Annotated in this window: 23 protein-coding genes; 6 read left to right on the top strand and 17 right to left on the bottom strand. The window is 39.1% G+C overall.

What is annotated here, in order from left to right; translation table 11 throughout:
* From EM808_RS17385 to EM808_RS17405, 5 genes are all read right to left on the bottom strand, one after another.
* Nucleotides 1–624 carry a YesL family protein gene (locus tag EM808_RS17385; RefSeq protein ID WP_127739469.1) on the bottom strand — a complete coding sequence of 208 codons (624 nt, stop codon included), beginning with the start codon at nt 622–624 and terminating at the stop codon, nt 1–3.
* 27 nt (nt 625–651) lie between these two features.
* Complete coding sequence (locus tag EM808_RS17390; RefSeq protein WP_127739470.1) at nt 652–1983, bottom strand: glycoside hydrolase family 125 protein; 1332 nt, start codon at nt 1981–1983, stop codon at nt 652–654.
* Nucleotides 1980–4685, bottom strand: coding sequence for an alpha-mannosidase (locus tag EM808_RS17395; protein ID WP_127739471.1), 2706 nt, complete (start codon nt 4683–4685; stop codon nt 1980–1982). The genes EM808_RS17390 and EM808_RS17395 overlap by 4 nt, the downstream gene beginning before the upstream one ends.
* Nucleotides 4686–4980: 295 nt before the next feature.
* Nucleotides 4981–6198: an MFS transporter gene (locus EM808_RS17400; protein WP_127739472.1), complete on the bottom strand. Its 1218-nt coding sequence runs from the start codon at nt 6196–6198 to the stop codon at nt 4981–4983.
* 175 nt (nt 6199–6373) lie between these two features.
* Nucleotides 6374–7291, bottom strand: coding sequence for an AraC family transcriptional regulator (locus EM808_RS17405; protein ID WP_127739473.1), 918 nt, complete (start codon nt 7289–7291; stop codon nt 6374–6376).
* A 176-nt stretch (nt 7292–7467) separates the two neighbouring features.
* Between EM808_RS17405 and EM808_RS17410 the strand changes: the two genes are divergently transcribed.
* Nucleotides 7468–7734: an HPr family phosphocarrier protein gene (locus EM808_RS17410; RefSeq protein ID WP_127739580.1), complete on the top strand. Its 267-nt coding sequence runs from the start codon at nt 7468–7470 to the stop codon at nt 7732–7734.
* 11 nt (nt 7735–7745) lie between these two features.
* Here EM808_RS17410 and EM808_RS17415 read toward each other — a convergent pair whose 3' ends face one another.
* The 6 genes from EM808_RS17415 to EM808_RS17440 all read right to left on the bottom strand — a co-directional run bounded on the left by EM808_RS17415 (nt 7746) and on the right by EM808_RS17440 (nt 14141).
* Entirely contained in the window at nt 7746–8507 is a 762-nt protein-coding gene (locus tag EM808_RS17415; protein WP_127739474.1) for a class I SAM-dependent methyltransferase, read from the bottom strand.
* Nucleotides 8508–8627: 120 nt separating this feature from the next.
* Nucleotides 8628–9701, bottom strand: a complete 1074-nt coding sequence (locus EM808_RS17420) for a sulfate/molybdate ABC transporter ATP-binding protein (RefSeq protein ID WP_127739475.1) — start codon at nt 9699–9701, stop codon at nt 8628–8630.
* Nucleotides 9702–9722: 21 nt separating this feature from the next.
* Nucleotides 9723–10601 carry a sulfate ABC transporter permease subunit CysW gene (gene cysW, locus EM808_RS17425; protein WP_127739476.1) on the bottom strand — a complete coding sequence of 293 codons (879 nt, stop codon included), beginning with the start codon at nt 10599–10601 and terminating at the stop codon, nt 9723–9725.
* Between the two features lie 16 nt (nt 10602–10617).
* On the bottom strand, nt 10618–11460 hold the full coding sequence (gene cysT / locus EM808_RS17430; protein WP_127739477.1) for a sulfate ABC transporter permease subunit CysT: 843 nt from the start codon (nt 11458–11460) through the stop codon (nt 10618–10620).
* Nucleotides 11461–11540: 80 nt separating this feature from the next.
* The gene (locus EM808_RS17435) at nt 11541–12593 is read right to left on the bottom strand and encodes a sulfate ABC transporter substrate-binding protein (protein ID WP_127739478.1); all 1053 of its coding nucleotides are present in this window, start codon (nt 12591–12593) and stop codon (nt 11541–11543) included.
* Nucleotides 12594–13016: 423 nt separating this feature from the next.
* Nucleotides 13017–14141 carry an ROK family transcriptional regulator gene (locus EM808_RS17440; RefSeq protein ID WP_127739479.1) on the bottom strand — a complete coding sequence of 375 codons (1125 nt, stop codon included), beginning with the start codon at nt 14139–14141 and terminating at the stop codon, nt 13017–13019.
* Between the two features lie 213 nt (nt 14142–14354).
* On the opposite strand from EM808_RS17440, the gene EM808_RS17445 reads away from it, so the two are divergent.
* From EM808_RS17445 to EM808_RS17460, 4 genes are all read left to right on the top strand, one after another.
* The gene (locus tag EM808_RS17445) at nt 14355–15131 is read left to right on the top strand and encodes an SDR family oxidoreductase (protein WP_127739480.1); all 777 of its coding nucleotides are present in this window, start codon (nt 14355–14357) and stop codon (nt 15129–15131) included.
* Nucleotides 15132–15155: 24 nt separating this feature from the next.
* On the top strand, nt 15156–16685 hold the full coding sequence (locus tag EM808_RS17450) for an FGGY-family carbohydrate kinase (RefSeq protein WP_127739481.1): 1530 nt from the start codon (nt 15156–15158) through the stop codon (nt 16683–16685).
* Between the two features lie 32 nt (nt 16686–16717).
* A complete protein-coding gene (locus EM808_RS17455; RefSeq protein ID WP_127739482.1) occupies nt 16718–18076 on the top strand; it encodes an MFS transporter in 1359 nt (452 codons plus the stop codon).
* Nucleotides 18077–18404: 328 nt separating this feature from the next.
* Nucleotides 18405–18824, top strand: coding sequence for a DUF1284 domain-containing protein (locus EM808_RS17460; RefSeq protein WP_127739483.1), 420 nt, complete (start codon nt 18405–18407; stop codon nt 18822–18824).
* 44 nt (nt 18825–18868) lie between these two features.
* Here EM808_RS17460 and EM808_RS17465 read toward each other — a convergent pair whose 3' ends face one another.
* From EM808_RS17465 to EM808_RS17475, 3 genes are read right to left on the bottom strand one after another with little or no spacing between them, the layout of a single operon-like run.
* Complete coding sequence (locus tag EM808_RS17465) at nt 18869–19327, bottom strand: NUDIX domain-containing protein (RefSeq protein WP_127739484.1); 459 nt, start codon at nt 19325–19327, stop codon at nt 18869–18871.
* On the bottom strand, nt 19317–19871 hold the full coding sequence (locus tag EM808_RS17470; RefSeq protein WP_127739485.1) for a nucleoside/nucleotide kinase family protein: 555 nt from the start codon (nt 19869–19871) through the stop codon (nt 19317–19319). Before EM808_RS17470 ends, EM808_RS17465 begins: the two co-directional genes overlap by 11 nt.
* A 50-nt stretch (nt 19872–19921) precedes the next feature.
* Entirely contained in the window at nt 19922–20119 is a 198-nt protein-coding gene (locus EM808_RS17475; RefSeq protein WP_127739486.1) for an acetyltransferase, read from the bottom strand.
* A gap of 152 nt (nt 20120–20271) precedes the next feature.
* On the opposite strand from EM808_RS17475, the gene EM808_RS17480 reads away from it, so the two are divergent.
* On the top strand, nt 20272–20574 hold the full coding sequence (locus EM808_RS17480; protein ID WP_127739487.1) for a hypothetical protein: 303 nt from the start codon (nt 20272–20274) through the stop codon (nt 20572–20574).
* 43 nt (nt 20575–20617) lie between these two features.
* Here EM808_RS17480 and EM808_RS17485 read toward each other — a convergent pair whose 3' ends face one another.
* The 3 genes from EM808_RS17485 to EM808_RS17495 form a co-directional block, all read right to left on the bottom strand.
* Nucleotides 20618–21241: a GyrI-like domain-containing protein gene (locus EM808_RS17485; protein WP_127739488.1), complete on the bottom strand. Its 624-nt coding sequence runs from the start codon at nt 21239–21241 to the stop codon at nt 20618–20620.
* Nucleotides 21242–21256: 15 nt separating this feature from the next.
* Nucleotides 21257–22141: an anti sigma factor C-terminal domain-containing protein gene (locus tag EM808_RS17490; protein ID WP_164849700.1), complete on the bottom strand. Its 885-nt coding sequence runs from the start codon at nt 22139–22141 to the stop codon at nt 21257–21259.
* Between the two features lie 162 nt (nt 22142–22303).
* Nucleotides 22304–23038 carry a polysaccharide deacetylase family protein gene (locus EM808_RS17495; RefSeq protein WP_127739490.1) on the bottom strand — a complete coding sequence of 245 codons (735 nt, stop codon included), beginning with the start codon at nt 23036–23038 and terminating at the stop codon, nt 22304–22306.
* Between the last annotated feature and the right edge of the window lie 25 nt (nt 23039–23063).

A 23063-nucleotide genomic window follows, 5' to 3' on the forward strand; every position in this document is an offset into this window, starting at 1 on the left:
TTAATACTGCTGTTGTAGCCTTTTTTCTAAAAAGGCAAATCTGCTGAGACAAACCTTCATCATCCAGAAGGCCGGGGCCACAGCAGAGATAAACGGGATAAGACCGGGCATCTGATTTATGAGACTGCTAATCACAAAAAGGCCTGCAGCAATTCCTATTGTTGATGGTAAACTTGTTAGCGTGAACAGAAGCGATTGCTTGATATATTCCTTATTGGACAGCTCATAATGAACATAGACGGCAAAGAAATAGCACACAACCAATAATAAAAACAGCAGCATTATTGATATTAGGATAGTGAGAAAGCTTGCAAGCATGCCGGACATAAAGCTATCAATAATTCTGAGATCCATATAAAGAAACAGGCCAATGCTATAAAAAACAAGGCCTATTCCATTTGTTCGCTTCCACTCCTTCACATACACTTGCTTAAACGTTTTCCATACAGGGAAATCCGATTCCTTCCTCAGCCATTTCCGGACTATCGTAAATAAGGCAACAGAAGCAGGGAAAAACCCTAAAACCCCTAATCCTAAGGCGGTAAAGGCTATCCAGCATAAATTGACAAAGATACCCCGCCATAACCATTCACAGCCAACAATCATCCAAGAGTCTTTTTTCATTCGGCACCACCCTTTCTAAACAACAGCCTATGCCTGCTTACTAGTATTTTGTTGCAAATGTTGATACAGGGGACTTCCTTTAACAGCTTTTCCTGTTAAACTGAGGACAAATTCGCTGAACATCGTGTTGGCCCATGCAAACCAATCTCTCGTAAATTCCTCAGGACAATCTGCATTAAAGCCTTCATGCATAAAGTTGGTACCGCCATCTGTGTTTTTGAATGCTGTTAATATTTGCTGTTTCTCTTCTTCACTAACCGCAGTCATTCCTTGAATAGCCAAGGCTATATGCCAAATATAGTGGTCTGGTGTATGTGGACTGCCTATGCCGTTGGCAAATTTCCCTTCATAATAATATGGATTATCCCTGCTTAATAGAAAATCTCTTGTGTTGAGATACGTCGGGTCATTAAATGGCTGGAAACCTAAATACGGCGCTGCCAGCAAGCTCGGCACATTGGCATCATCCATTAAATGAACACCGCCTTTACCATCTGTTTCATACACATACATTTCTCCATAAATGGGATGCTCCAATTTTGCATATTGCTCAATGCCCTTTTTGATCTCCTCCTGCAGTTTTAAGGATTCCTCTTTTAAGGAAGCGTTTTGCAGCACCTCTTCACATATCTCAGCGGCATATCCTAGCACAACTACAGCGAACATATTTGCCGGCACGAGGTAGCCATATGTGCAGGCATCATCACTAGGTCGGAAAGCACTCCAAGTCATGCCGGTTGGAACGACAAGGCCACCTCTCCCTTGACGAATTAATGTATCGGATTGGCGTACATCTGCCCTTTCAAACAAATAAGCAGAGTTATTCTCATGATCCTGCTCAGTCCGCCAGACACGGATAACCGTTTCGAGCACTTCCTGGAGGCTTTCCTTTAAAAACACCGTACGGCCAGTTGACTTCCAAAATAGGTAAGCAAGCTGGATTGGATAACATAAGGAATCAATTTCGTACTTTCGTTCCCAAATATGTGGGGTCATATCCGTATGATCTGTTTGGTGCCCCCTGCCATTTGCGCTTTCATTAAATGCATTGGCATATGGATCATGCAGGATAAAGGCAAATTGCTGACGAATGACACCCTCGAGTAAATCAGCAAGCTCTTCATCCTCTTCAGCTGCAAGCAAGTATGGACGCACCTGCGCAGCCGAATCTCTTAGCCACATCGCCGGAATATCTCCTGTTACGACAAAGGTTTTTCCGTCTGCCTGCTTTTTTAATGTTGTTGTATACGTATTAACAAAGCATTGTTCGAACATATTGTGCAGCTTTTCATCCTCTGGAAAATAATCTTTTACATGTTGGATTAATTTTTGTAATGATTCTGGAATTGCAGTTGTCATAGTCTCTCTCCTTTTCGAAAGCCGAGTGTTATAATTTCATAGCCAGCAACAATATATTGATTGCTAGAATGATTGCTTTGTTCTTCAATAATCGTACTTTTATAGGAATTGGCAGCAGTATCTAACGATGCTTTAAGTTGTACGCTTGACGCGGCAGGGTTAAACCACCGAAGCATTACATCATCACTATCTTCTGCCAATTTCATCGATGTCCACGCAAGACCCTCTGACTCCCACTTCACAAATCTATATTCGCTCGGCAATATTCCTTTATGTGCATTTGTTTGAATAACCTGAAGAGGAACCTTATATTGATACGCATCAACATATGCACTAGCGGCTATAACATCCTTTTCATGTAAAAGTACTTGCCACTCAGCTGAATGAATACCTAAACATTGCGCCTCAAGTGTCGGGAAATAACCCCAGTCACCTAATTCTGCAACGGAACGCAAAACAGTGACCGCAATTGTTCCGTCTGCTTGTAAAATCTCATATTCCTGAAGTCCATCTGTTGCCACGGTTAAGCCGACCTCGTTATCGGCAATGCTGGCAAAGCGCTGCTGATGATGACAAAAACTTGGATTTTCCCATTCTGGATCATGTGTATTTGGGCGTGATACAATTTCAAAAATACTATCAGCGTAGTGTGTATCCGTTTTCAATTTTGTTGGAAAAAGAACACGTAAACGATGATCTGTTGCTTGATTATCAATTATCAGCTTAAAAATTGGACCCTTCATTCCCTTTTCAAGCGTTACTGTTGTCCTTAATATGATGGTTTTTGTTTCGGAAGATCTGCCTGCTTGCCTTTCCTTATGCCAAATCAAGCTGTTTCTTTCCATTTCTAGCTGCACATCTGCTGAAGCAGGGATTGTTAAAGTATGTGTAAATTCAACCACTGTTCTAAGAGCTGTCCGTTCCATGAGACGGAATTCGGCTCGAACACCCTTTGTTGTTATCGGAGGATGGTTACTTGCTTCCTTAAACATATATTCATTGCCAACATCGCCAGTATCCTCGTAAATACCAAGCTGAGTTAAGGTATTTCCTGTTGCTTTGTCTGTTAAATTATATGTACCATCTTCGTGAAAGAGGATGTGAACATATTCATTTTCCATTTCCATATCGTCATTAACTGCTTGTTCCTGCATCACTACTTCTGGCTGCTCACTTGGAATAAGATAGAAGGTTTTGTATCCGAATGCAGGAATATCCTCCGCAGCAAAGGACAGCTTTGCTCGCTTGGCAAAATACGGCTGACGGAATTTATCATCTGGTAAATCATATCCAAACTCAACAACTGGTTTCTCCATAAAACACTCGATATTATTACCAGCTTCATCAACGAGTCTGTATGCTGACGTTTCTTCCTCTTTTAGATAGGCTGGAATTTGTTCAAAATGCATTTCTGAAAAATACACTACCTTTAAATCGACTGTTTTCGTAACAACTTCGTTTTTATCCCATCCTGTAGTATTCAAAACAATCAGGGGAATTCCACCCTCTGGTCCGCCTGAGGTATCAACTTTATCAGCAAGCTTTGCTGCATGCTCCTGCACAAATACCTCTCCCATTTGCGATACTGCTTCGAATCTAGTCACCATCTCACGGTGCACCTCATCAATACTGCAGCCGCAAATACTGTCATGCGGATGATTTTTCATCAATGATTTCCACATAAAGCGCAAATATTCCCTTGGGTATTTCCCACCCGCTAAAAAGTCCATCACGGCAAGTGGCTCTGCAATCTTTTCCAACAGTGTTTGGCAGCGATTATTCCACTGTTTTAAGTAAATACGACTGGACGCCGTATTAACAAGAGTGGACCATCCATCTGTCCTTTGATTACGTAATTCACCTTCTATGACCTGAAGCTGCTCAGGCAGATTTTCTTTTAGGGCCGTTATATATTCATCAAAGCTTGAATGCTTAAAGGTATACGCAGGAAAAAGAGATGCTGCAGCATTAATGGCCTGTGGAATTGTATGCTGGAGCGGCTGATGATCACATCCATTCATAAACAATAACTGATTGGTGGAAGCATACTTTTCGGCATCCTGCAATTTTCGGTTCCAGTATATTTTTGCTTCCTCTTCATCGACAGGTATTTCATTACCGTTCGAGTACCAATTGGCAAATAATATACCCAATACATTAGAGCCATCTGGTGATTTCCAAATCATCTCTGAATATGGTGATTCAAAGTTTGGAGAATCTGACACCATATTATTAAAGCCTGTTGGTTTTACTCCCCTTCCAAAGGCAGCTGTGTCAATTCCAGCTTGCTTTAATAGCTGCGGTGCTTGCCCATAAATGCCAAAGGTGTCAGGGAAATAGCCAAGTTTTGATACATGCCCGTACTGTTTCACATCATGTAACCCGATTTGCAGGTTACGGACATTTGCTTCTGAGCTTGTTAAAAAAGCATCCTGGAGAACATACCATGGCCCAATATGCAGCTTTCTTTCTGTAATTAATTGTGTAACAGCCTCCCGGTTTTCCGGATGAACAGCAAAATAATCCTCCAACAGAACAGTCTGGCCATCAAGATGGAATGATTCAAAAGCATTTCCCTCTTTTTTAAACTGCTCTAACAGGTTATTCATCAATTTTATGAAATAATAACGATGCTGTTCAAAAGGCAGGTACCATTCCCTGTCCCAATGGGTGTGGGAGATAATATGCGCCGTTTTTTTCATTAAATCTTACCCGCCTTTCTATATACCAGCAATAAGAAAACGCTGCCATTTTATTATATTTGCTTTTCTTTCATTTTAATCCTCCTGCATTTAAGGGCAATAGATTGGAAGTAAGTTCTATGGATTTTACAGTGTATCTAATATTAGTCCATGAAAAAAGAGCAGGTCTCATTTTCAGCAATGAAGGCTGCTCCTTTAGGCCTTTAAATTTGTACACTACATAAAACTAAGCACAATTCCCTTTCCTTTTACATTCTCTAATTATAAAAAAAACCTCCACTACAAAAGCGGAGGTTTAATCAGTATTATTCGAAACGTCGTAAACTACGCCATCTGCTTTCTCTTTCCATATCATCGTAAGACCCAAGCCAACAATCATCACAACACCTGCAAACAGGAATGGAAAATTGATATTTATATCAAACAATATTCCGCCAAGTGCTGGTCCAAAAATTGTCCCTAAACTTGTGTAGGTTGAGTTCATGCCTGCCACGAAGCCTTGTTGTTTACCGGCAGTTTTTGACAGAAATGTCGTCAGAGCTGGTCGCAGTAAATCAAAGGCTAGGAAGATAAAGCAGGTGACAAGTAAAACAGCGATAAATCCAGACATAACCGTTGATACAAATGCTAAAACAGCACCGATGATTAAGCAAAGCTGGATGACTGCTTTCTCTCCAAGCTTATTTACTAATTTACCGAACCAAAGAATTTGCACAATAACAGCAAATATCGAGCTAATCATAATTATTGTGGCAATATCCTTCGGTGTAAATCCAAACTTATGATCAGAAAACAAGCTGAATACTGTTTCATAGGCTGATAAACCAAAGGCTAGGACAAAGACAATAATAAAAGCAATTAAGTAAATCGGTTGTGTCGATTTCTTCAAGTCTTTAAAGAAATTAGACTTCTGTGTATTTGCGGCAAGCTCAGCAAGCTCACTTTTAGATAATGGCTCTTTTAAGATAAAGACAGAGCTGAACGCTGCTAAGAAGGCAATCACTGCTGCGAAGAAAAACGGCACGCGAATTCCAAAATCAGCGATAAAGCCCCCTGCACCTGGTCCAATGATAAACCCAGTGCTGATAGCAGCAGAAACATAGCCCATCGCTTTTGATCTATCTTGGATTGTCGTAATATCGGCTACATATGCTGTTACAGCAGGCATAATGAAGGCAGCACTGACTCCGCCTAGTATCCTTGATATATATAATACGGAAACATTGGTTCCCAGACCGAAAATTAACTCTGAGATTCCAAATATCACTAAACCAAAAACAATCATCTTCTTTCTGCCGATACTATCTACCCATCTGCCTGCAAACGGAGACACAATCAACTGGGCAAAAGCAAAAACAGCAACAAGATAGCCCATCGTACTTCCTGTTATATGCATCATATTCATGAATGATGGCATAACTGGAATGATTAGGCCTATTCCTAAAAATACGATGAAAAGATTACTTAATAAAATGATTAATACCATTTTTTGTTCCTTAATTGGTTTTTGCATGTGAACTCACTTCCCTAAAATGATGAAATCATTATTTTTATCTCGATCAACTTAACGACCGTTCGTTAGTTATCATACCAAATTATAGTGTTATCGGCAATTATTATTACCTATAAAGGGAAGCAAATACAAAAAAATGTGGTGGAATAAAGATTCCCCACATTTTTAGTATGACTTATGCATTTTTACTTTGGAGAGGATTTGCTCTTAACTGCTTAATATCTTCTTTTGGCGGAAGTCCAAACATCCTCGAATACTCACGACTGAATTGGGAGGGGCTTTCATATCCAACTTGAAATGCTACTTCGGCTGCATCGGTAGATTCGGCAAGTAATCTGCGCCTTGCTTCCTGCAGCCTTAAGTTCTTTTGAAATTGTATCGGACTCATTGCTGTCACTTGTTTAAAGTAACGATGAAGTGTTGCCACACTCATGTTTGCCTTATCTGCAAGATCTTCTATGCGAAAGGCACTGACATAATTAAGCTTTATATGGTCAATCACTTCACTAATTCGATATGTTTGGCTGCCTTCTATCGCCATTTGCCGCAGAATGGCTCCATGCGAACCTTGTAAGACCATATACAGGATTTCTTTTTTGTATAATGGCGCAAGCACATGTATATGCTCTGGCTTTTCCAACAATTGGCCAAGCCTTGTTGCCGCATCTAACAGAGGATGATCTGCCTTGCTAATATACATGGCTCTATTCATATTCTTCTTTCTTTCGAATTGGCTGTTAGAATCGCTTATCAAGCCAAATATCTCTCTCGGTGTGAACTCAAGCTTAAAGGCTAAATAAGGAGCATCTTTAGAAGCCTTGATTACTTGACCAATAACAGGTAAATGAACGGATGAAACAATATAATCCTCTGGTCCATACTGAAAGCGATCCTGAGCAAGCAGGACCTCTTTTTCACCTTGAAGAATAATACAAATCGATGGCTTAAAGACTGCATGTATTGGCTCTGTTACCTGTGATTCCCGAATAAAAAACAAGGATGGCACAGCTGTTTTATTTAAGCCTTCTTCCTTTGTAAACCGCTCTACAAGTTTGCCTAATTCACTCAATTGATTTGTCGTTTGCACTGTCATACTGTCTCCTTTGCACTTAACTACTTACATTATAAAAGATTTACACGGATTCGATAAGTGTCGTGATAGGAATAGGCAACCTTTTGCGATGAATGGGTTATCACTTTCCTTTCATCATATACGATAATGAAAATAATAATTTATTACTTAACGGAGGAACTAGAAAATTGACCGAAATGCGATTCAACATTATTGCCGTCACAGGATTTGCCCGGCCCACATGCTTATTAATTAACACAGCTTCCTTGTTCCAATCCAGCATCCATTTAGAATATAAAGGCCGGTCTGTTAGTCTCAAAAATTCGCCAACATCGATTATGGACGTCATGTCTTTGGAAATTAAACCTGGCACAGCCTTTAAGATTTGGGCAGATGGTGTAGATGAGCATCAAGCAATAAAGGCAATTGAAAAAGCCCTCATAGAGACTTGGAGAATTTCTTGACTTTCTGCTTGTTATTTTGCCTGAACAACGCCGTATCTGCATTTTGTTAAATTAGGTATTGATAACAGTCCGTTTTCGCCATACTTGTCAAATAAAGCTGCTAACGCTTCAACAAGCAGAGGGTACTGCTTATCCCCTTCCTGCAGGGCAAATGATGATGATAAATGTCTGCCAATGAAAGTTGCTTTATTATACTTTAGTGGATAATCATACACTATTTCATGGTAATTTCTATTAAAGAAGGAGTCATAAATCTCCTGTGAACCATTCAATCCATTCGAAAAACCGTTAAAATTTGGACAATAACGTCTGTATACATCAGCAATTTCCAAGTTCACTGACGCTTCATTCACCCGTTCATTTGCGATTATAGCGACTTTCCCATCCTTTTTAAGTATTCTTTGACATTCTTTATGAAATTCTTCTTCATTAAACCAATGAAAGCTTTGAGCCGCTGTAACTAGATCAACACTATGTTCTGGTAATGTCGTGTTTTCTGCCGCTCCATTTACTAAAGTAATGCCTTTGTAGTCTTTTAGTAATCCTGTCGCAGCTTGCCGCATGTCTTCGTTTGGTTCAACAGCAAACACGGTTAGCCCTAAATCTAAAAGCTGTTTTGTTAGGATTCCGGTTCCTGCCCCAATATCAGTTGCTGTTGAATTTATACTTAGCTCACACTCGGTGAATAAATCATTCAACAGCTGCTCTGGATAGTATGGTCGGAATGCTGCATACACCTTCGCTTTTCCATTGAACTTCGTATTATTATCCATCTATCACAACTCCTTCTATTTAGAATAGACTATTGGAAAATGGTAGACAAGTTAAGAGCAATTTTTCTAGGAAGGGTTTGGCTTACATAAAAAAAAGCTGCAAAATGCAGCTTCATCCTATCATATAGAGTAATCGTCAGGAAAAAACACCTTCAGCTGACTTGGTTTAACATATACATTATCCTTAGTTTGTAAGCCAAGTGTACGATAAAGCTCCTTTGTTATTTCTGCTTCTAAAAACTCGTCATTATCGATTCTTTTCAACTCAATATGAACGATAGGACCAACGACGTGAATATGTGTAATCGTTGCCTTGATAGAATCCTGACCACTTTCCTCTTTTGTTATTGTTATATCATGTGGGCGGACATACCCAACTGCTTTCTGGTCCTGTTCATGAACCACTCCTGGAACTGGAAACTGAGCATTACCTTGACTTAGCTTTCCGTTTTCAAGTCTGCCATGAAACAAATTAACATTTCCAAGGAAATCATACACAAATGGGTTTTTCGGGTGCTCATACACCTCCTCAGGTGATCCGATTTGTTCTACCTTCCCGTCATTCATTACGACAATTCTGTCGGCGACATCAAGCGCTTCCTCTTGGTCATGTGTAACGAAAATGCTTGTGATATTAAATTCATCATGAAGATTTCTTAACCAGCGTCTTAAATCCTTCCTGACCTTTGCATCTAGCGCTCCGAACGGTTCATCCAAAAGCAATACTTTTGGTTCTACAGCCAAAGCACGGGCAAGAGCTACACGCTGCTTTTGCCCACCTGACAGCTGGGCAGGATAGCGTTTTGCCAATTCTTCCATTTTCACTAGCTGAAGGAGCTCATTCACTTTTTTTTCTATTTCCTTTTTATCTGGTCTTGCGCTTTTCGGTCTTACCTTCAAACCATAGGCAATGTTATCAAACACATTCATATGGCGAAACAATGCATAATGCTGAAAAACAAAGCCTACCTTTCTGTCTTTTGTACTTATATCTGTTATTTCATCACTGCCAAAATAGATCGAGCCTTCATCGGCATATTCTAAACCTGCAATAATTCTTAACAGTGACGTCTTTCCAGACCCGGACGGCCCTAATAACGCAACAAGCTCTCCTGTTTGGATTTCCAAATCTATATCCTGTAATGCTTGAAAAGAGCCAAATGATTTTGAAACATTATTTATGACAATACTCATTTCCAACCACCCCTTTGCTTCCTACTTAATTGCTGAATTGTTTTTTGTTTTCCACTCCAGCACACTTTTTATAATGAGTGTAATAATGGCTAAAATGGACATTAATGTGGCAACTGCAAAGGCTGCTGCAAACTGATACTCCCCATATAAAATTTCGATATGAAGAGGCATTGTATTTGTTAAGCCCCTGATATGTCCTGACACAACGGATACTGCGCCAAACTCGCCAATGGCTCTTGCATTACACAAGATAATTCCATATAACAAGCCCCATTTAATATTCGGAATGGTCACATACCAAAAGGTTTTCCAGCCATTTGCACCTAATGTCAGAGAAGCTTCTTCTTCTGATGTGCCTTGTGCTTGCATTAATGGAATCAATTCCCTTGCTACAAATGGTAATGTTACAAAAATGGTGGCAAGAACAATTCCCGGAACAGCAAAGATTATTTTAATGTCGTGAGCATAGAGCCATTCCCCAAACAAGCCGTGTGTACTGAATAGCAGAACAAACACTAAACCAGCAATAACCGGTGACACTGCAAACGGTAGGTCGATAATGGTAATCAGCAAGTTTTTCCCTCTAAACTGGAACTTGGAAACAGCCCATGCTGCAGCAACGCCAAAAATAGCATTTAAAGGGACTGCTATTACAATAACTAATAATGTCAGCTTAATTGCAGACATTGCTTCAGGGTCTGTGATTGCAGCAAGATAGACCTTCATACCCTGATCAAATGCCTGTATGAAAATAGTGATTAATGGAAGAACTAAGAATAATCCCAAAAAAACAAGTGATATATTGATTAAAATAGTTCGCACCCACACCGGCTCTGATACAGCTGTTTTCTTTTGCGATGCTGGTGCTGTGTTTGGTTGTAATGGTACATTTCCTGCCAATGGTTTTCCTCCTTTCTTAATTTGCTGTCATATTCCTGTTTGTCCACCACTGTAAAAGGTTTATAAAGAAAAGTAAGAGAAAGGAAACAAACAACATTACAGAAGCAATTGCCGTCGCCCCCGTATAGTCGTATTGTTCTAGCTTTGTAATAATCAGCAATGGGGTTATCTCCGTTTTCATCGGCATATTGCCTGCTATAAAAACAACTGATCCATATTCTCCTAAAGATCTGGCAAATGCTAATGTGAAGCCAGCAAGAATGGAGGGAAGCAGCTCTGGGAAGATAACTCTTGTGAAGGTTTGAAGTCTAGAAGCCCCAAGACTCGAAGATGCTTCCTCTACTTCCCGCTCAAGATTTTGCAGAACTGGCTGAACCATTCTCACTACAAAAGGCAAGCCGATGAACGTCAATGCAATCGTTACACCAATAGGCGTAAAGGCCACTTTAAAGCCTAGCAGACTTCCAATCCATCCATTTGGTGCATACAAAGTAGTCAAAGCAATCCCAGCAACCGCTGTTGGCAGAGCGAAAGGTAAATCAACAAGACCGTCCACAATCCTTTTTCCCGGAAATGGATACCGAACAAGCACCCATGCAAGGAGAACACCAAATACAACATTGATTAATGCTGCTGTAAATGATGCTCCGAAGCTTAACTTATAAGAAGCAACAACGCGTGGATCAAGGACAGTATCCCAAAAGTCACTCCAGCCCATTTTAGTAGTGTTAAAAAATATCATAAATAATGGCAATATAACAAGGATGCTTATGTATAGCATCGTATATCCTAATGAAAGGCCAAAACCAGGAAGTACATTACTTTTTTTTCCTTTCCTTTGGTTCGTTTCTTTCCTCATTTACTCACCTCTTTTATTGTAAAGAATCGTAAATCATCATTACCTTTTTACAAGTCACAAAGGTAATGATGATTCATTGATTAGTTTGATGGAACGTAAATTTCGTCGAATGTTCCTCCATCAGCAAAATGTGTTTCCTGAGCTTTAGTCCAGCCGCCAAAATCATCATCGACTGTCACTAAATCAATATCTTCGAATTGGTCAGCATATTTTGCCAGTACATCTTTATCACGAGGACGATAGTAGTTCTTCGCTGCAATTTCTTGTCCTGTTTCACTGTATAAATATTTTAAGTACTCTGTAGCAACTTCGGTTGTTCCTTTTTTCTTAGCAATATCGTCAACTACAGCAACTGGTGGCTCTGCTAATATACTTAAGGATGGGCTAACAATTTCAAAGTTTTCTTTCCCTAATTCATTTATAGCTAAGTATGCTTCGTTCTCCCAAGCAATTAACACATCACCAATCTCCCGTTGTACAAATGTGTTAGTAGAATCGCGTGCCCCCGAATCAAGAACCTCTACATTTGAGTATAGCTTTTTCACAAAATCTTTAATTTTCGTTTCGTCTCCATTAAATTGTTTGTCAGCATAAGCCCATGCCGCAAGGTAATTCCACCGGGCACCGCCTGATGTTTTTGGATTCGGAGTAATGACAGAAACATCGTCCTTAATTAAGTCATTCCAATCTTGAATATTCTTTGGATTGCCCTTTCTTACTAAAAATACGATAGTCGAGGTGTATGGAGTGGAATTGTTCTCCAGCTTCGATTGCCAATCCTCTGAAATGATTCCTCTTTCCTTCACAATCGCATCAATATCTCCAGCTAGAGCCAATGTCACAACATCTGCTTCAATCCCATCAATGACAGCTCGTGCTTGTTTTCCTGATCCGCCATGCGACTGCTGAACAGTTACCTCCTGCCCTGTTTTCTCTTTCCAATAATCTGCAAACGCTTTGTTATACTCTTCATACAGCTCTCTCGTTGGATCATAGGATACATTCAATAATTCTACTTTTTTGGAATCAGAACTTTCCCCGCTGCTTTCCGAACTGCTGCACCCAGCAAGGGTTACAAAAGCGGCCAATATTAGTGCAGTTGCTTTAAAAAATGATTTCTTTTTTCTCTTCATTGTTAGAGCTCCCCCTTTTTTTTATAAAAAAAAGCTGCCAACTTTTTAAGAAAAAAGTAGCAGCTTTCAGTTATCTGATCAGCGTCATTTTTATAAAATTTTTAAAATTGAGTTTTCTAATTTGTAATTTATACTTATTTCACCCATCTGTCAACTAGGGATTGAAAAGTTTACAATTTTTCTTTCTTCTCTTTGCCCCTTATAGACTCCCAAAAATTAACAAACAATAAATAAAACAGGAAAAAAACTTTCTACAAATATACAAAAGAGCTTTTATAGGAGGCTTTTAGAAATAGTATTGCTTAAAAGGGAATATTAAGGTTAACACCGAATGAAACGACTCGAAATTAAAACAAAGCAAATTAAGCAATCAGACAGGAAGAAAGCTAGACACAATGAAGTATCTAGCTTTCTGTTTTCTTTCTAAATTTTGTTCAAAAATGTCTGTATGAATGGAATAGCAGCACCCATAGGTACACCATTTGCGGCAGAACGACTTATAAATATAAATGCTTCATTGCTTGGGAACGCTGTTTTTCCATTTACTTTTTCATGTAGAGTATCCATATCCTCTTCCGTTAAGTAAGGCGATAAATGTCCTCCTAATATAAAATCTCTATTGAGGACAAGGTGGATATTGTTAATGGAAATGGCTAAATACTCTAAAAAGGCATCCCACCTATTTGTATAGGAAGGGACATTTGAACGGACTTTTTCAAAGAAGAATGGTAATGATTCCTCCTCTTTCAGCAATGCATTAACAGAGCTGTATGTTTCCATGCATCCCCTTTTCCCGCAGTAGCAGGCAGGACCCTCAGCATTCACTGTCATATGCTCAACTGTGCCACTATGCCCTTCTTTTCCCATGTAAATTTGACCATTAATAATTATCGCTCCACCAAGATGGGGACCAATTGACAGATAAACAGCATCGCCAATATCGTCTCTTACCCATAGCTCGGTCGTTGCAGCACATTTAGCATCATGCAAAAAACTACAAGGATATGGAAGATATTGTGCAAATACGTCAATATTCAATCCGGTTGAAATTAATATTTTTCCATACGTAATGTTTTGTCCATTGTTTGATGTTAACCCCTGTACAGCAAAGCCAATCCCAAGTACCTGTTCTTTCTTTACTTCAAGTTTCGAAATAAAGGCTTGAACTGCTTGACTTAAGCTTTTATAATAATGCTCCTCCTCTGCATACTCCATCACTAATTTCTCCTGCTGAACAGCATGTCCACGCAAATCAATCGCCACTATTTGCACTGATTTCTTTTCAATCTCAACACCAATGCTGACTCTTGCTTGCGGGCAAATCGCATAAGCAGCAGCCCGCCTTCCTACAGAGGATTCAAATTGCCCGCTCTTTTCTATTAGTCCCTCATTTTCTAAGCGAACAAGGTTTTGGGTAACTGTTGGCAAGCTTAGATTAAGCTGATTTGCTATCTCTTGTTTGGAAAGCTTCTCATGATGATAGATTAGATGATAGATCGAGGAGTAATTACTTTTTTTTATATCTTTAAATGTGATGTTATTTTCCATGATAAGACCCCATTTTACAAACTAATTTTATAAAAAACCTTTATGTTAGCACATTAAATATACCATATATGCGGTAACAATCACAGCTTTGTCAAAAACCATCTGCCAACTTTTTCTTTTCTAATTATTGACTATTCGCTTAACAGGATTTATTATGTAAATATATTTTATAAAAGTATTTTACAAAATACATTAACAAAAGGAATGATAACGATGGGTATTATTGAAAAAATGCGTTTAGACGGGAAAAAAATCTTTGTAACTGGTGGCGCAAGAGGTATTGGTAAAAGCGTTGCGACTGCCTTCGCTGAAGCTGGAGCAGATATTGCCATTGTGGATTTAGATATCGACGAAGCTACAAAAACTGCGAAGGAATTGGAAGAAAATAATGGGATTAAGTCGATTGCCATTAAAGCGGATGTTACTAACCCAAAAGATGTAAGCGCTATGATAGATACGGTGTTAGAAAATTTCGGCCGGTTGGATGTTGCTTTTTGTAATGCGGGAATCTGCTTGAATATACCTGCAGAGGAAATGACTTTTGAGCAATGGAAGAAAGTTATTGATATTAATCTCACAGGTGTTTTCCTAACAGCTCAAGCAGCTGGAAAGGTTATGTTAAAACAAGGCGGCGGCTCTATTATTAACACTGCTTCCATGTCAGGACATATTGTAAATGTACCGCAGCCACAGGCCTCCTATAATGCTTCGAAAGCAGGTGTCATACAGCTGACGAAATCACTGGCAGTTGAATGGGCAACAAGAAATGTTCGTGTTAACTGTATCAGCCCAGGATATATCGGAACAGAGCTTACTTTAAACTCACCAAGCCTAAAGCCGCTTATCGAACAATGGAATGAAATGGCACCGCTTAAGCGTATGGGCAGACCTGAGGAGCTTCAATCCATTTGTGTATATCTCGCAGGAGACACAAGCAGCTTTACGACTGGATCAGACTTTGTCATTGATGGAGCATTTACTGCAATTTAATAGATTCCTAGGAGGTTTTGAACGATGAACTACTTACTCGGCACAGACATTGGCACATCTGGTACAAAAACAATACTAATGGACACAGATGGCAATCTAATTGCTCAAGATCTGCAGGAATACGATGTGTTAACACCAAAGCCTTTGTGGGCAGAGCAATGGCCATCTGTTTGGCTTGATGCGGCGAAAGCATCTATTAAAAACACTGTATTAAAATCGGGAATTCCCCCTGAGAATATACGTGGGATTGCTGTCAGCGGCCTTTACGGCGGCTCTGGCATCCCATTGGACGAGAATATGGAGCCTGTCAGACCTTGTATGATTTGGATGGACCGCAGAGCAGAAAAAGAAGCAAATTGGGTCCTCGAATCTATTGGAAAAGAGAAACTGCTTGAGGTTACCCATAATGGGGCAGATCCCTACTACGGATATACGAAAATATTGTGGATGAAAAATAATGAGCCGGAAAACTGGCGTAAAACGAAGCTCTTCTTACCGCCAAATGATTATGTCATTTATAAACTAACTGGCGAAGTTGTCATTGATTATTCCTCTGCAGGAAATATTGGTGGAATTTTCGATATGAATAATCGAACTTGGTCAAAGGAAATGATGGCTGCAATGGATATTCCCGTCTCCATGATGCCGGAAAAAATCGTCGAATCAACAGATATTGTCGGAGGATTAACGAAAGAAGCGGCAGCCGAATTAGGACTGACTGCAGGTATGCCTGTTATTGCAAGTGGAATTGACTGCGGTGCAGCAAATATCGGACTTGGTGTATTCGATTCAGGGATTTATGCTGCAGCAATTGGTACCTCGATGTGTGCAGCTTTAATTTCTGATAAACCAGTGCAAGGAAAAGACTTAATTGTCTGGCCATATCTATATGACGCTAAACGTCTCTCCTACTATTTTGCAGGAGGTGCGACTGCAGGTGCGATTGTAAAATGGTTCCGGCAAACCTTATGTCAATTTGAATTGGAAGCAGAAAAAGCCGGCGGCAAAAATGCTTATGATGTATTAAATGAACAGGCTGCTAATATTCCGGCAGGAAGTGATGGCTTGGTTGTACTTCCCTACTTTATGGGGGAAAGAAGTCCGATTTGGGATTCTGATGCAAAAGGCACCATTGTCGGACTTTCACTCGCTCATACAAAGGCACATATGTACCGAGCCTTTTTAGAAGCGGTTGCCTACAGCTTAAGAGATGCAATTGAAGCAACTGGAGAATATTTAGGGGAATATATTCTCCTTGCCGGCGGTGTTACAAAGTCGAAGCTTTGGAGACAAATTTTCGCAGATGTTACCGGATATCCAATCGTTTGCCCTATCCATGATGTAGAAGCAAATATGGGGGATGTCATGCTCGCTGGTATTGGCACAGGCCTTCTTTCTTATGACGATGTGAAAAAGTGGCAGGTGTTAGATGATAAAATTATGCCTAATCAAGAAAATCATCGTAAATATAATGACTATTACAAGGTATATAAATCAATCTATCAAAACTTAAAGGCAGATATGAAAACATTGACAAGCATTTCGGCACGTTGACTAAGTAAATATGCAAAAGGAGCTGGGACAAAATGGATAAATGGAAAAAGAGAATTGGATACGGGGCAGGCGATTTCGCCTGCAACCTCGTATTTAGTACAATGGCGTCTTATCTCCTTTTTTTCTATACAGATGTGTTTGGTATTAGTGCAGCTGTTGCTGGTACGTTAATGTTAGTAACCAAAATCATTGATGCATTTGCAGATACTGGCATGGGATTATTAGTGGACAGAACAAAAACGAGATGGGGCCAAGGAAGACCTTATTTCATCATTGGAGCAATACCATTCGCTGTCTTTACAATCATGACTTTTATTGTTCCTGATGTCGGCATGTCAGGTAAGATTCTCTGGGCATATGTCACATACTGCTTATTAAATATTGCATATACGGTCGTTAATATCCCTTTAAACACCATTGTGCCAAGATTAACTTCAGATAATCATGAGCGTAACTGGTTAGTTTCGACGAGAATGATTTGCGCATTAATTGGAAGCGCTTTAGTAATGACAATTACAACACCAATGGTTCATTACTTTGGTCAAGGAGATGATCAAAAGGGTTATTTAGTAACAATGACTATATATGGTATCGCAGCTGTGTTTGTATTTGTATTTACCTTCTTCAATACGAAGGAGGTTGTGCCACCAACCGTCCAGCCAGGCAAATCCTCCTTTAAAGAGGATTTTAAAGGATTAACCGGGCCGGCTGTTATTTTCTTCATCTTAAATTTTCTTTACTTTGGCCTATTTGTTATTCGCAATACAACCGTCATCTACTATTTCACTTACAATCTCGGACGGACGGATTGGCTCACATTTGTAGGATTATTCGGGATATTATCAGGTTTGCCAATGCTGCTTCTATTACCATGGCTGCAAAAGAAAATGCCGAAGAAAACCGTATTGCTTCTAAGCACTGTCATTTATATTATTGGCGATTTAGTTATTTATTTCGGAAAAACCTCCCCTGCCCTGCTGATTGCTGGCCTAACAATAACAGGACTTGGGATTTATGGAATATTCGGCACGACCTTTTCCATCCAGCCAGACGTTATTGATTATTCAGAGTACAAAAACCATCGCAGTATTTCCGGCATGATTGCTGCTTTCCAAGGCTTTTTTGTTAAAGTCAGCTTAGGTCTCGGCAGTGCGCTTGTAGGTGTGTTTTTGAAATTGGGCGGCTATGTGCCAAATGCCACCCAAACGACAACCGCCTTGCATTATATTGAAATCAGCTTTATCTGGGTTCCATTAATTATTTGTGTACTGATAGGAATTACCATGTTCTTTTATAAACTGGATGAAAAGCGGTCAGATATGGATGTTGAACTCGGTCGCAGACGAGCATTAGCAGCTAAAGATGCAGAGGAAAGTATCGTTAACCATTAATATGTGAAATAGGGGCTAGCAAAATCGCTAGCCCCTTATAGTTTTCATCTAAGCATCAGGTTGACATCCATTAAAAACAAGAGGAAGCAGCTTGCTTTTATTTGCGGAAGCTCTATTGAACAGTCCGTCGCCTAACTTATCTGTAAGACTATATCTCGCCCTCTCCACTTTCACTTTATAATCCTTGTGTATTTTCGTTTGTAATTTCCAAAATATATAGTTCCGAATAATTTCTTTATTTACGCTTGTATGAAAGAAATGCTATATTAATAATAAGTTAACCGAAATACAATCACGGTTTACATATCGATAATATAGGAGGGCTTTCATGTATAAACTTCGGGGTCATCATCTTTTCTGTCTGTTAGGATATCGGGGGATGGGCTATTCAGCAGAGTATGTACAAAACATGACCAAGCTGCATCAAACATTGCGGAAGAATCCCGACACATTTGTTCAAATTGTAGACGGTCCAGATCAATTATGCGAGAAATATCCTAATTCAGGAAAGTACCATTGTTTAGACAGTCATATATATGATAGAGATTCTGCTTTTTTAGAAAAACTAGGACTTCATGTTGGTGAGATTATTCGTTGGAGGGATATTGAAACAGCTATTCTAACACATGCTATGCCTTCCGATATCCCAATTATTTGTGAAACATGCTCCTGGCGTTCATACGGAGTATGTGAAGAAGGAATCCAGGAGCTTCATGAAGGCAAGCCACTAAGAGAAATTAAAGATTAAAAACTCCTAAACTTTGTCAAAACAGATAGACTCAGTATTCAGGCTTAATTTATATCCCCTAAATAAACAGGGGTTGATCTATTTTTTGTATATTTGATAAGATACGAAAGCAGTTCCTTCGGATAAATCCTATAGTTTTGTAAATGTTGAACAGGCAGCCATTCCATCCCGACTTGGTGACTATCTGGATTTGATGGCAGAATATCATTTTCATTTAACAAGCGGCATATAAAATAATGTTCGACTTGGTGAAAGTTTGAATCAAAGGACGCGTGCTCGTGATTTTTCCCGATGTATTCTCGGATAAACAGCAGCTCGCCAACCTCCACTTCTTCGCCAATTTCTTCTAAACACTCTCTTTTCACGGCATCATGTAATGTTTCTCCATGCTCCTGTCCGCCCCCTGGGAATAAATAAAAATGCCCCTCGTCGTCTTTATTCTTTGTTAACAATAATCTATCATTATCTATAATAATGGCTTTTGCTGATATTCTAACGTTCATTTAGGCTTTTGCTCCTTATTATATTTACTAGTTTTTGCGTGATGGCTTCTACTGAAAGAGCTCCATCTATAACTATATCAGCACTTGGTTTTACCTTCTCAATCATGATTTGATATGCTTTTCTGCCCCTATCCAGATAGATTTGAGAATCTATTTTTATCATATCCACTGTTGTGTAATTTTCACGGATAAGCCTTCTTGCCATAGCTATATCTAATGGGGTATCAATGAAAATAGAGATACTAATCAAATCCTTCAACTGAGCATGAAGATAAGAAAAAGGATAATCCAGAATAATGTATTTTACTTCTCGATTTTTAATATGCAAATTAATTTCTTTAACAATTGGCGAAACATCCCAATCATTATTATCTCCACTACTAACAGCCCAATTGCCGAAGTCACTTGGTCCGGTTAACTGATAATCATCATAATGTACAATTTTTACTCCATCATTTAGATGAGCGGCTAGCCTTTTTGCTACTGTCGTTTTTCCACCGCCTGATATTGCTGCAATTGACAAAATTAACGGAAATTCACCCATAGTTACCACCTCGATTTTTGTGTACTGCAGGGTGTCGGCATAATACGCTATTAGTCTGCTAATCTATTGGGATTCTCCACAAACGATCCAATAATATAGCCACATTCCCCACAGTAATAAGACAAAATTGGGGAAGACCCGCGTCTTCTATTTTCATACGCATACATATGCAATTCCTTAACTCCTGATACAATAACTCCTTTGTTTATATTGTCGCTGTTGCATTGAGGGCATGTTGTTTCAGTCATGGTCATCACTCCATTTTAGTTTCATATATAGGCCAACTTGCTTATAGCCTTATAGTTTGCGGTCCTTCAATCGGGTAATATTGCACTTTTACCGATACCATTATTTGTATATTATGAACCAATAATACAATTATTGGAAGAGGTTTTTACTAATGAAAAATATTTACACTTCCTTCTCTTTTTATTGCTTTTTAGGAACAATAGGATGGACTTTACTGGCATACATGGTTGGCAGTCTATACTCTCCAACAGGCAATTCATATTTTACTAGTGAATGGTTAGGATATTTGTTTTTCGCACCGATGATTATCACACCTATACTCGGGGTTGTTTTCGGGTTTAAGGGGGAGAAATCAGTGTTTAAGCTAATCTCCATATTCGGTAATACCATACTCTTTTTTACCGTTTCTTTACTTTCCATTGGTTTAATTGTTTATGACTTTATCCCACAATAACAGTCGAAAAAGGGAACTTAATCAAGTTCCCTCTTTTTCAGCTTCATTTTGGTTGGACTCTATATCTTAAAACAGTTTTTAGTTTTTCTGGAGCCGCTTTCCTTGCATCAGACAAGTATATTTCTCTGTGCTCCTTTTCTATTCTCAGGAGGTTATTTTCCTGCGCAAACTCGTCCATTTTGGCAAAGCTTTTCGGTTCTTCATCATATGGACCGATATGCAGCATTTGAATATTAAGGCTTTCCTCGGAGGTCTGGAAATACACTTGCTCTAAGAAGGGATGAGGATTCTTTTTCATTACTTTTTCTAATGCCATTTGTGCAACTTCCTTTGTCACAAACTCGGGCTGTCTTATCATGATTGTATAGAGGAATTCCTCTTTATTCAGTTCTTGAAGTTTCCTGCCTTTCTCTGTTAAACTCCATATTCCTTCTAGCGGATAAACTGTATATTCTACATAACCGGGAGGAGTAACTCCTCCTTTAGGCATCATACGAACAGCATACGCCATTGAATATAACACTTTAACCCTTTCGGCAAACTCTTCTCCATTAGGATTGCCTTGTCCATTTATCATAAAAAACCTTTGTGCTGGTACCTCGACAAGATCTGGTGTTGCTTTGGGCAAATACAAGCTCTTTTCATGCTTTCTCCATTCATGTTTCAAGCCTCTCGCCTCCCTTTATATCTGGTGTATTTTTGTTCCTATCGTGGATGCTTTAATCATTTTTACTTTCATAAAGGCAGCCAACTGTTCTGGTGTGCCTGAAATAACAGCGCCTCTCACTTTGATATCTTTTACGGACGGAAAAGTACTTTTATTTATTCCAGATAAAATGAGTTCAGCTTCTTTTCGATATGCTTCATCATCACTGAGCTTTTTTAGTTTATCAAGGAATACTTGTCCATGACTAACAAATCCGGCCCCTTTCACTTGAAAACCGATTGTTGTATCCCCAGCGTAAGCATTATCTTCATTTAGCGACATATTCATCTCTTGTAATTCTGCATCTGTGGCTGTGTCTACCCACATCCAATTAACATGCTTGGAGCCAAGTATATCCTCTATTTCTGTTAAGGAATAGGCTTTATCGAAGGAAAGTGCAACCTCTGCCATTGTATTGCTGTTCATGTCAGCCAGCATGTTCAGCTCCCGCGGTAGGTTCTTATAGTCTGTTTTCGGATCAAAAAAAAGCAGTTCTTTGCTTCCGTCATCTTCATAGCTGCTGTCTGCTAAAATGGAAGCTTCTACTATCGATTCCATATTGCCAAGAACACTAACCTTCTCCTTCAATGAACTTGTGACAACTTTTTGTTCGCCAATCGTTTTTTCTTCTTGGAAATAGGAAATCGCACTCCACAAATGAAATTCCTTACCTGAGCTTTTCCACTGTGTATTTGCGCCTTGCACTGTATTTAAGAGCATATTTTCTTTCGCTACATCATGCTTTAAATTGAAATAGGCTACTATGTATAATGCAGCTACGGCAATAATGATACCCAAAGTCAAAAACCGTATAGTTTCACGCTTGTCGTCCTGTTTAGGTATATTAACAGTTAAACTCATTGTATTTCCCCCTTCCCCTTTCCATGTTTTTTCTATCATATCTTATTTATGAAATAGCGTCTCAAAATTCCAAAGAATGACATATAACGTTCATAAATTATATCTCATTATTTTCCAATATTCTTTAGTATTTTTTTCGTCATCTGCCTTTTTTAATAATGGCTATCGACCATTTACTATTTTTTCAAAATCACTTATTGAAGTGGAGTACTTAATATATATACGCGGCAGCAGAAACAACTCGTTTTTAAGACCATTCTCGGAATAATATTGTGGTGTTGTACTTAATCCGAATGAATAATATTTTTTCGTTTCCTCGATAACTTTGCTGTTAAAGCTGCCGTATGGATAAGCTACGGCTATAACTGGTTTGCCTGTAATACTCTTAATAGCATCTCTTGCCCCCTCCAGCTCTTCCTTATAATTTGTTATCTTCGTCAAGTCAGGATGTGTCGCCGTATGTGATTGGACAGAGACCATTCCACTATCAGCAAGCTTTTTCAATTCAGGCTTTGATAGGCGGTTGGAACGGCCGATAAAGTCTGAGATAACAAAAAATGTAGCAGTTGGACGAAACTGGTCTGTTTTCAACTTTTCAAAGATAGAATAAACGTTCATATTGTTTTTGTATCCATCATCAAACGTAAGAAAAATTGGCTTTTTAACCTTTGAAATGTCCTGCCAATGTTCGAATGTTAATAACGTAAAACCATGGTCTCGTAAATATATCATTTGTTTTTCAAAGTTTTCAGGTGTAACGTATAGCTCCTTAGAGCCTTGGCCTATAAATTCATCAATAGAGTGATATATAAGGATTGGCACCCTTTGCTGCGCCCCAGCTTGAGAAGGAAGTAAAAGTAACACAAGCATCCAAATAATTGCCGAATATTTCGCCATAAAAAACCCTCCTTTTTGTGTATTT

Origin of the sequence: Niallia taxi (assembly GCF_004005475.1) — a bacterium.
GTDB classification, from domain to species: Bacteria; Bacillota; Bacilli; order Bacillales; family Cytobacillaceae; genus Niallia; species Niallia taxi.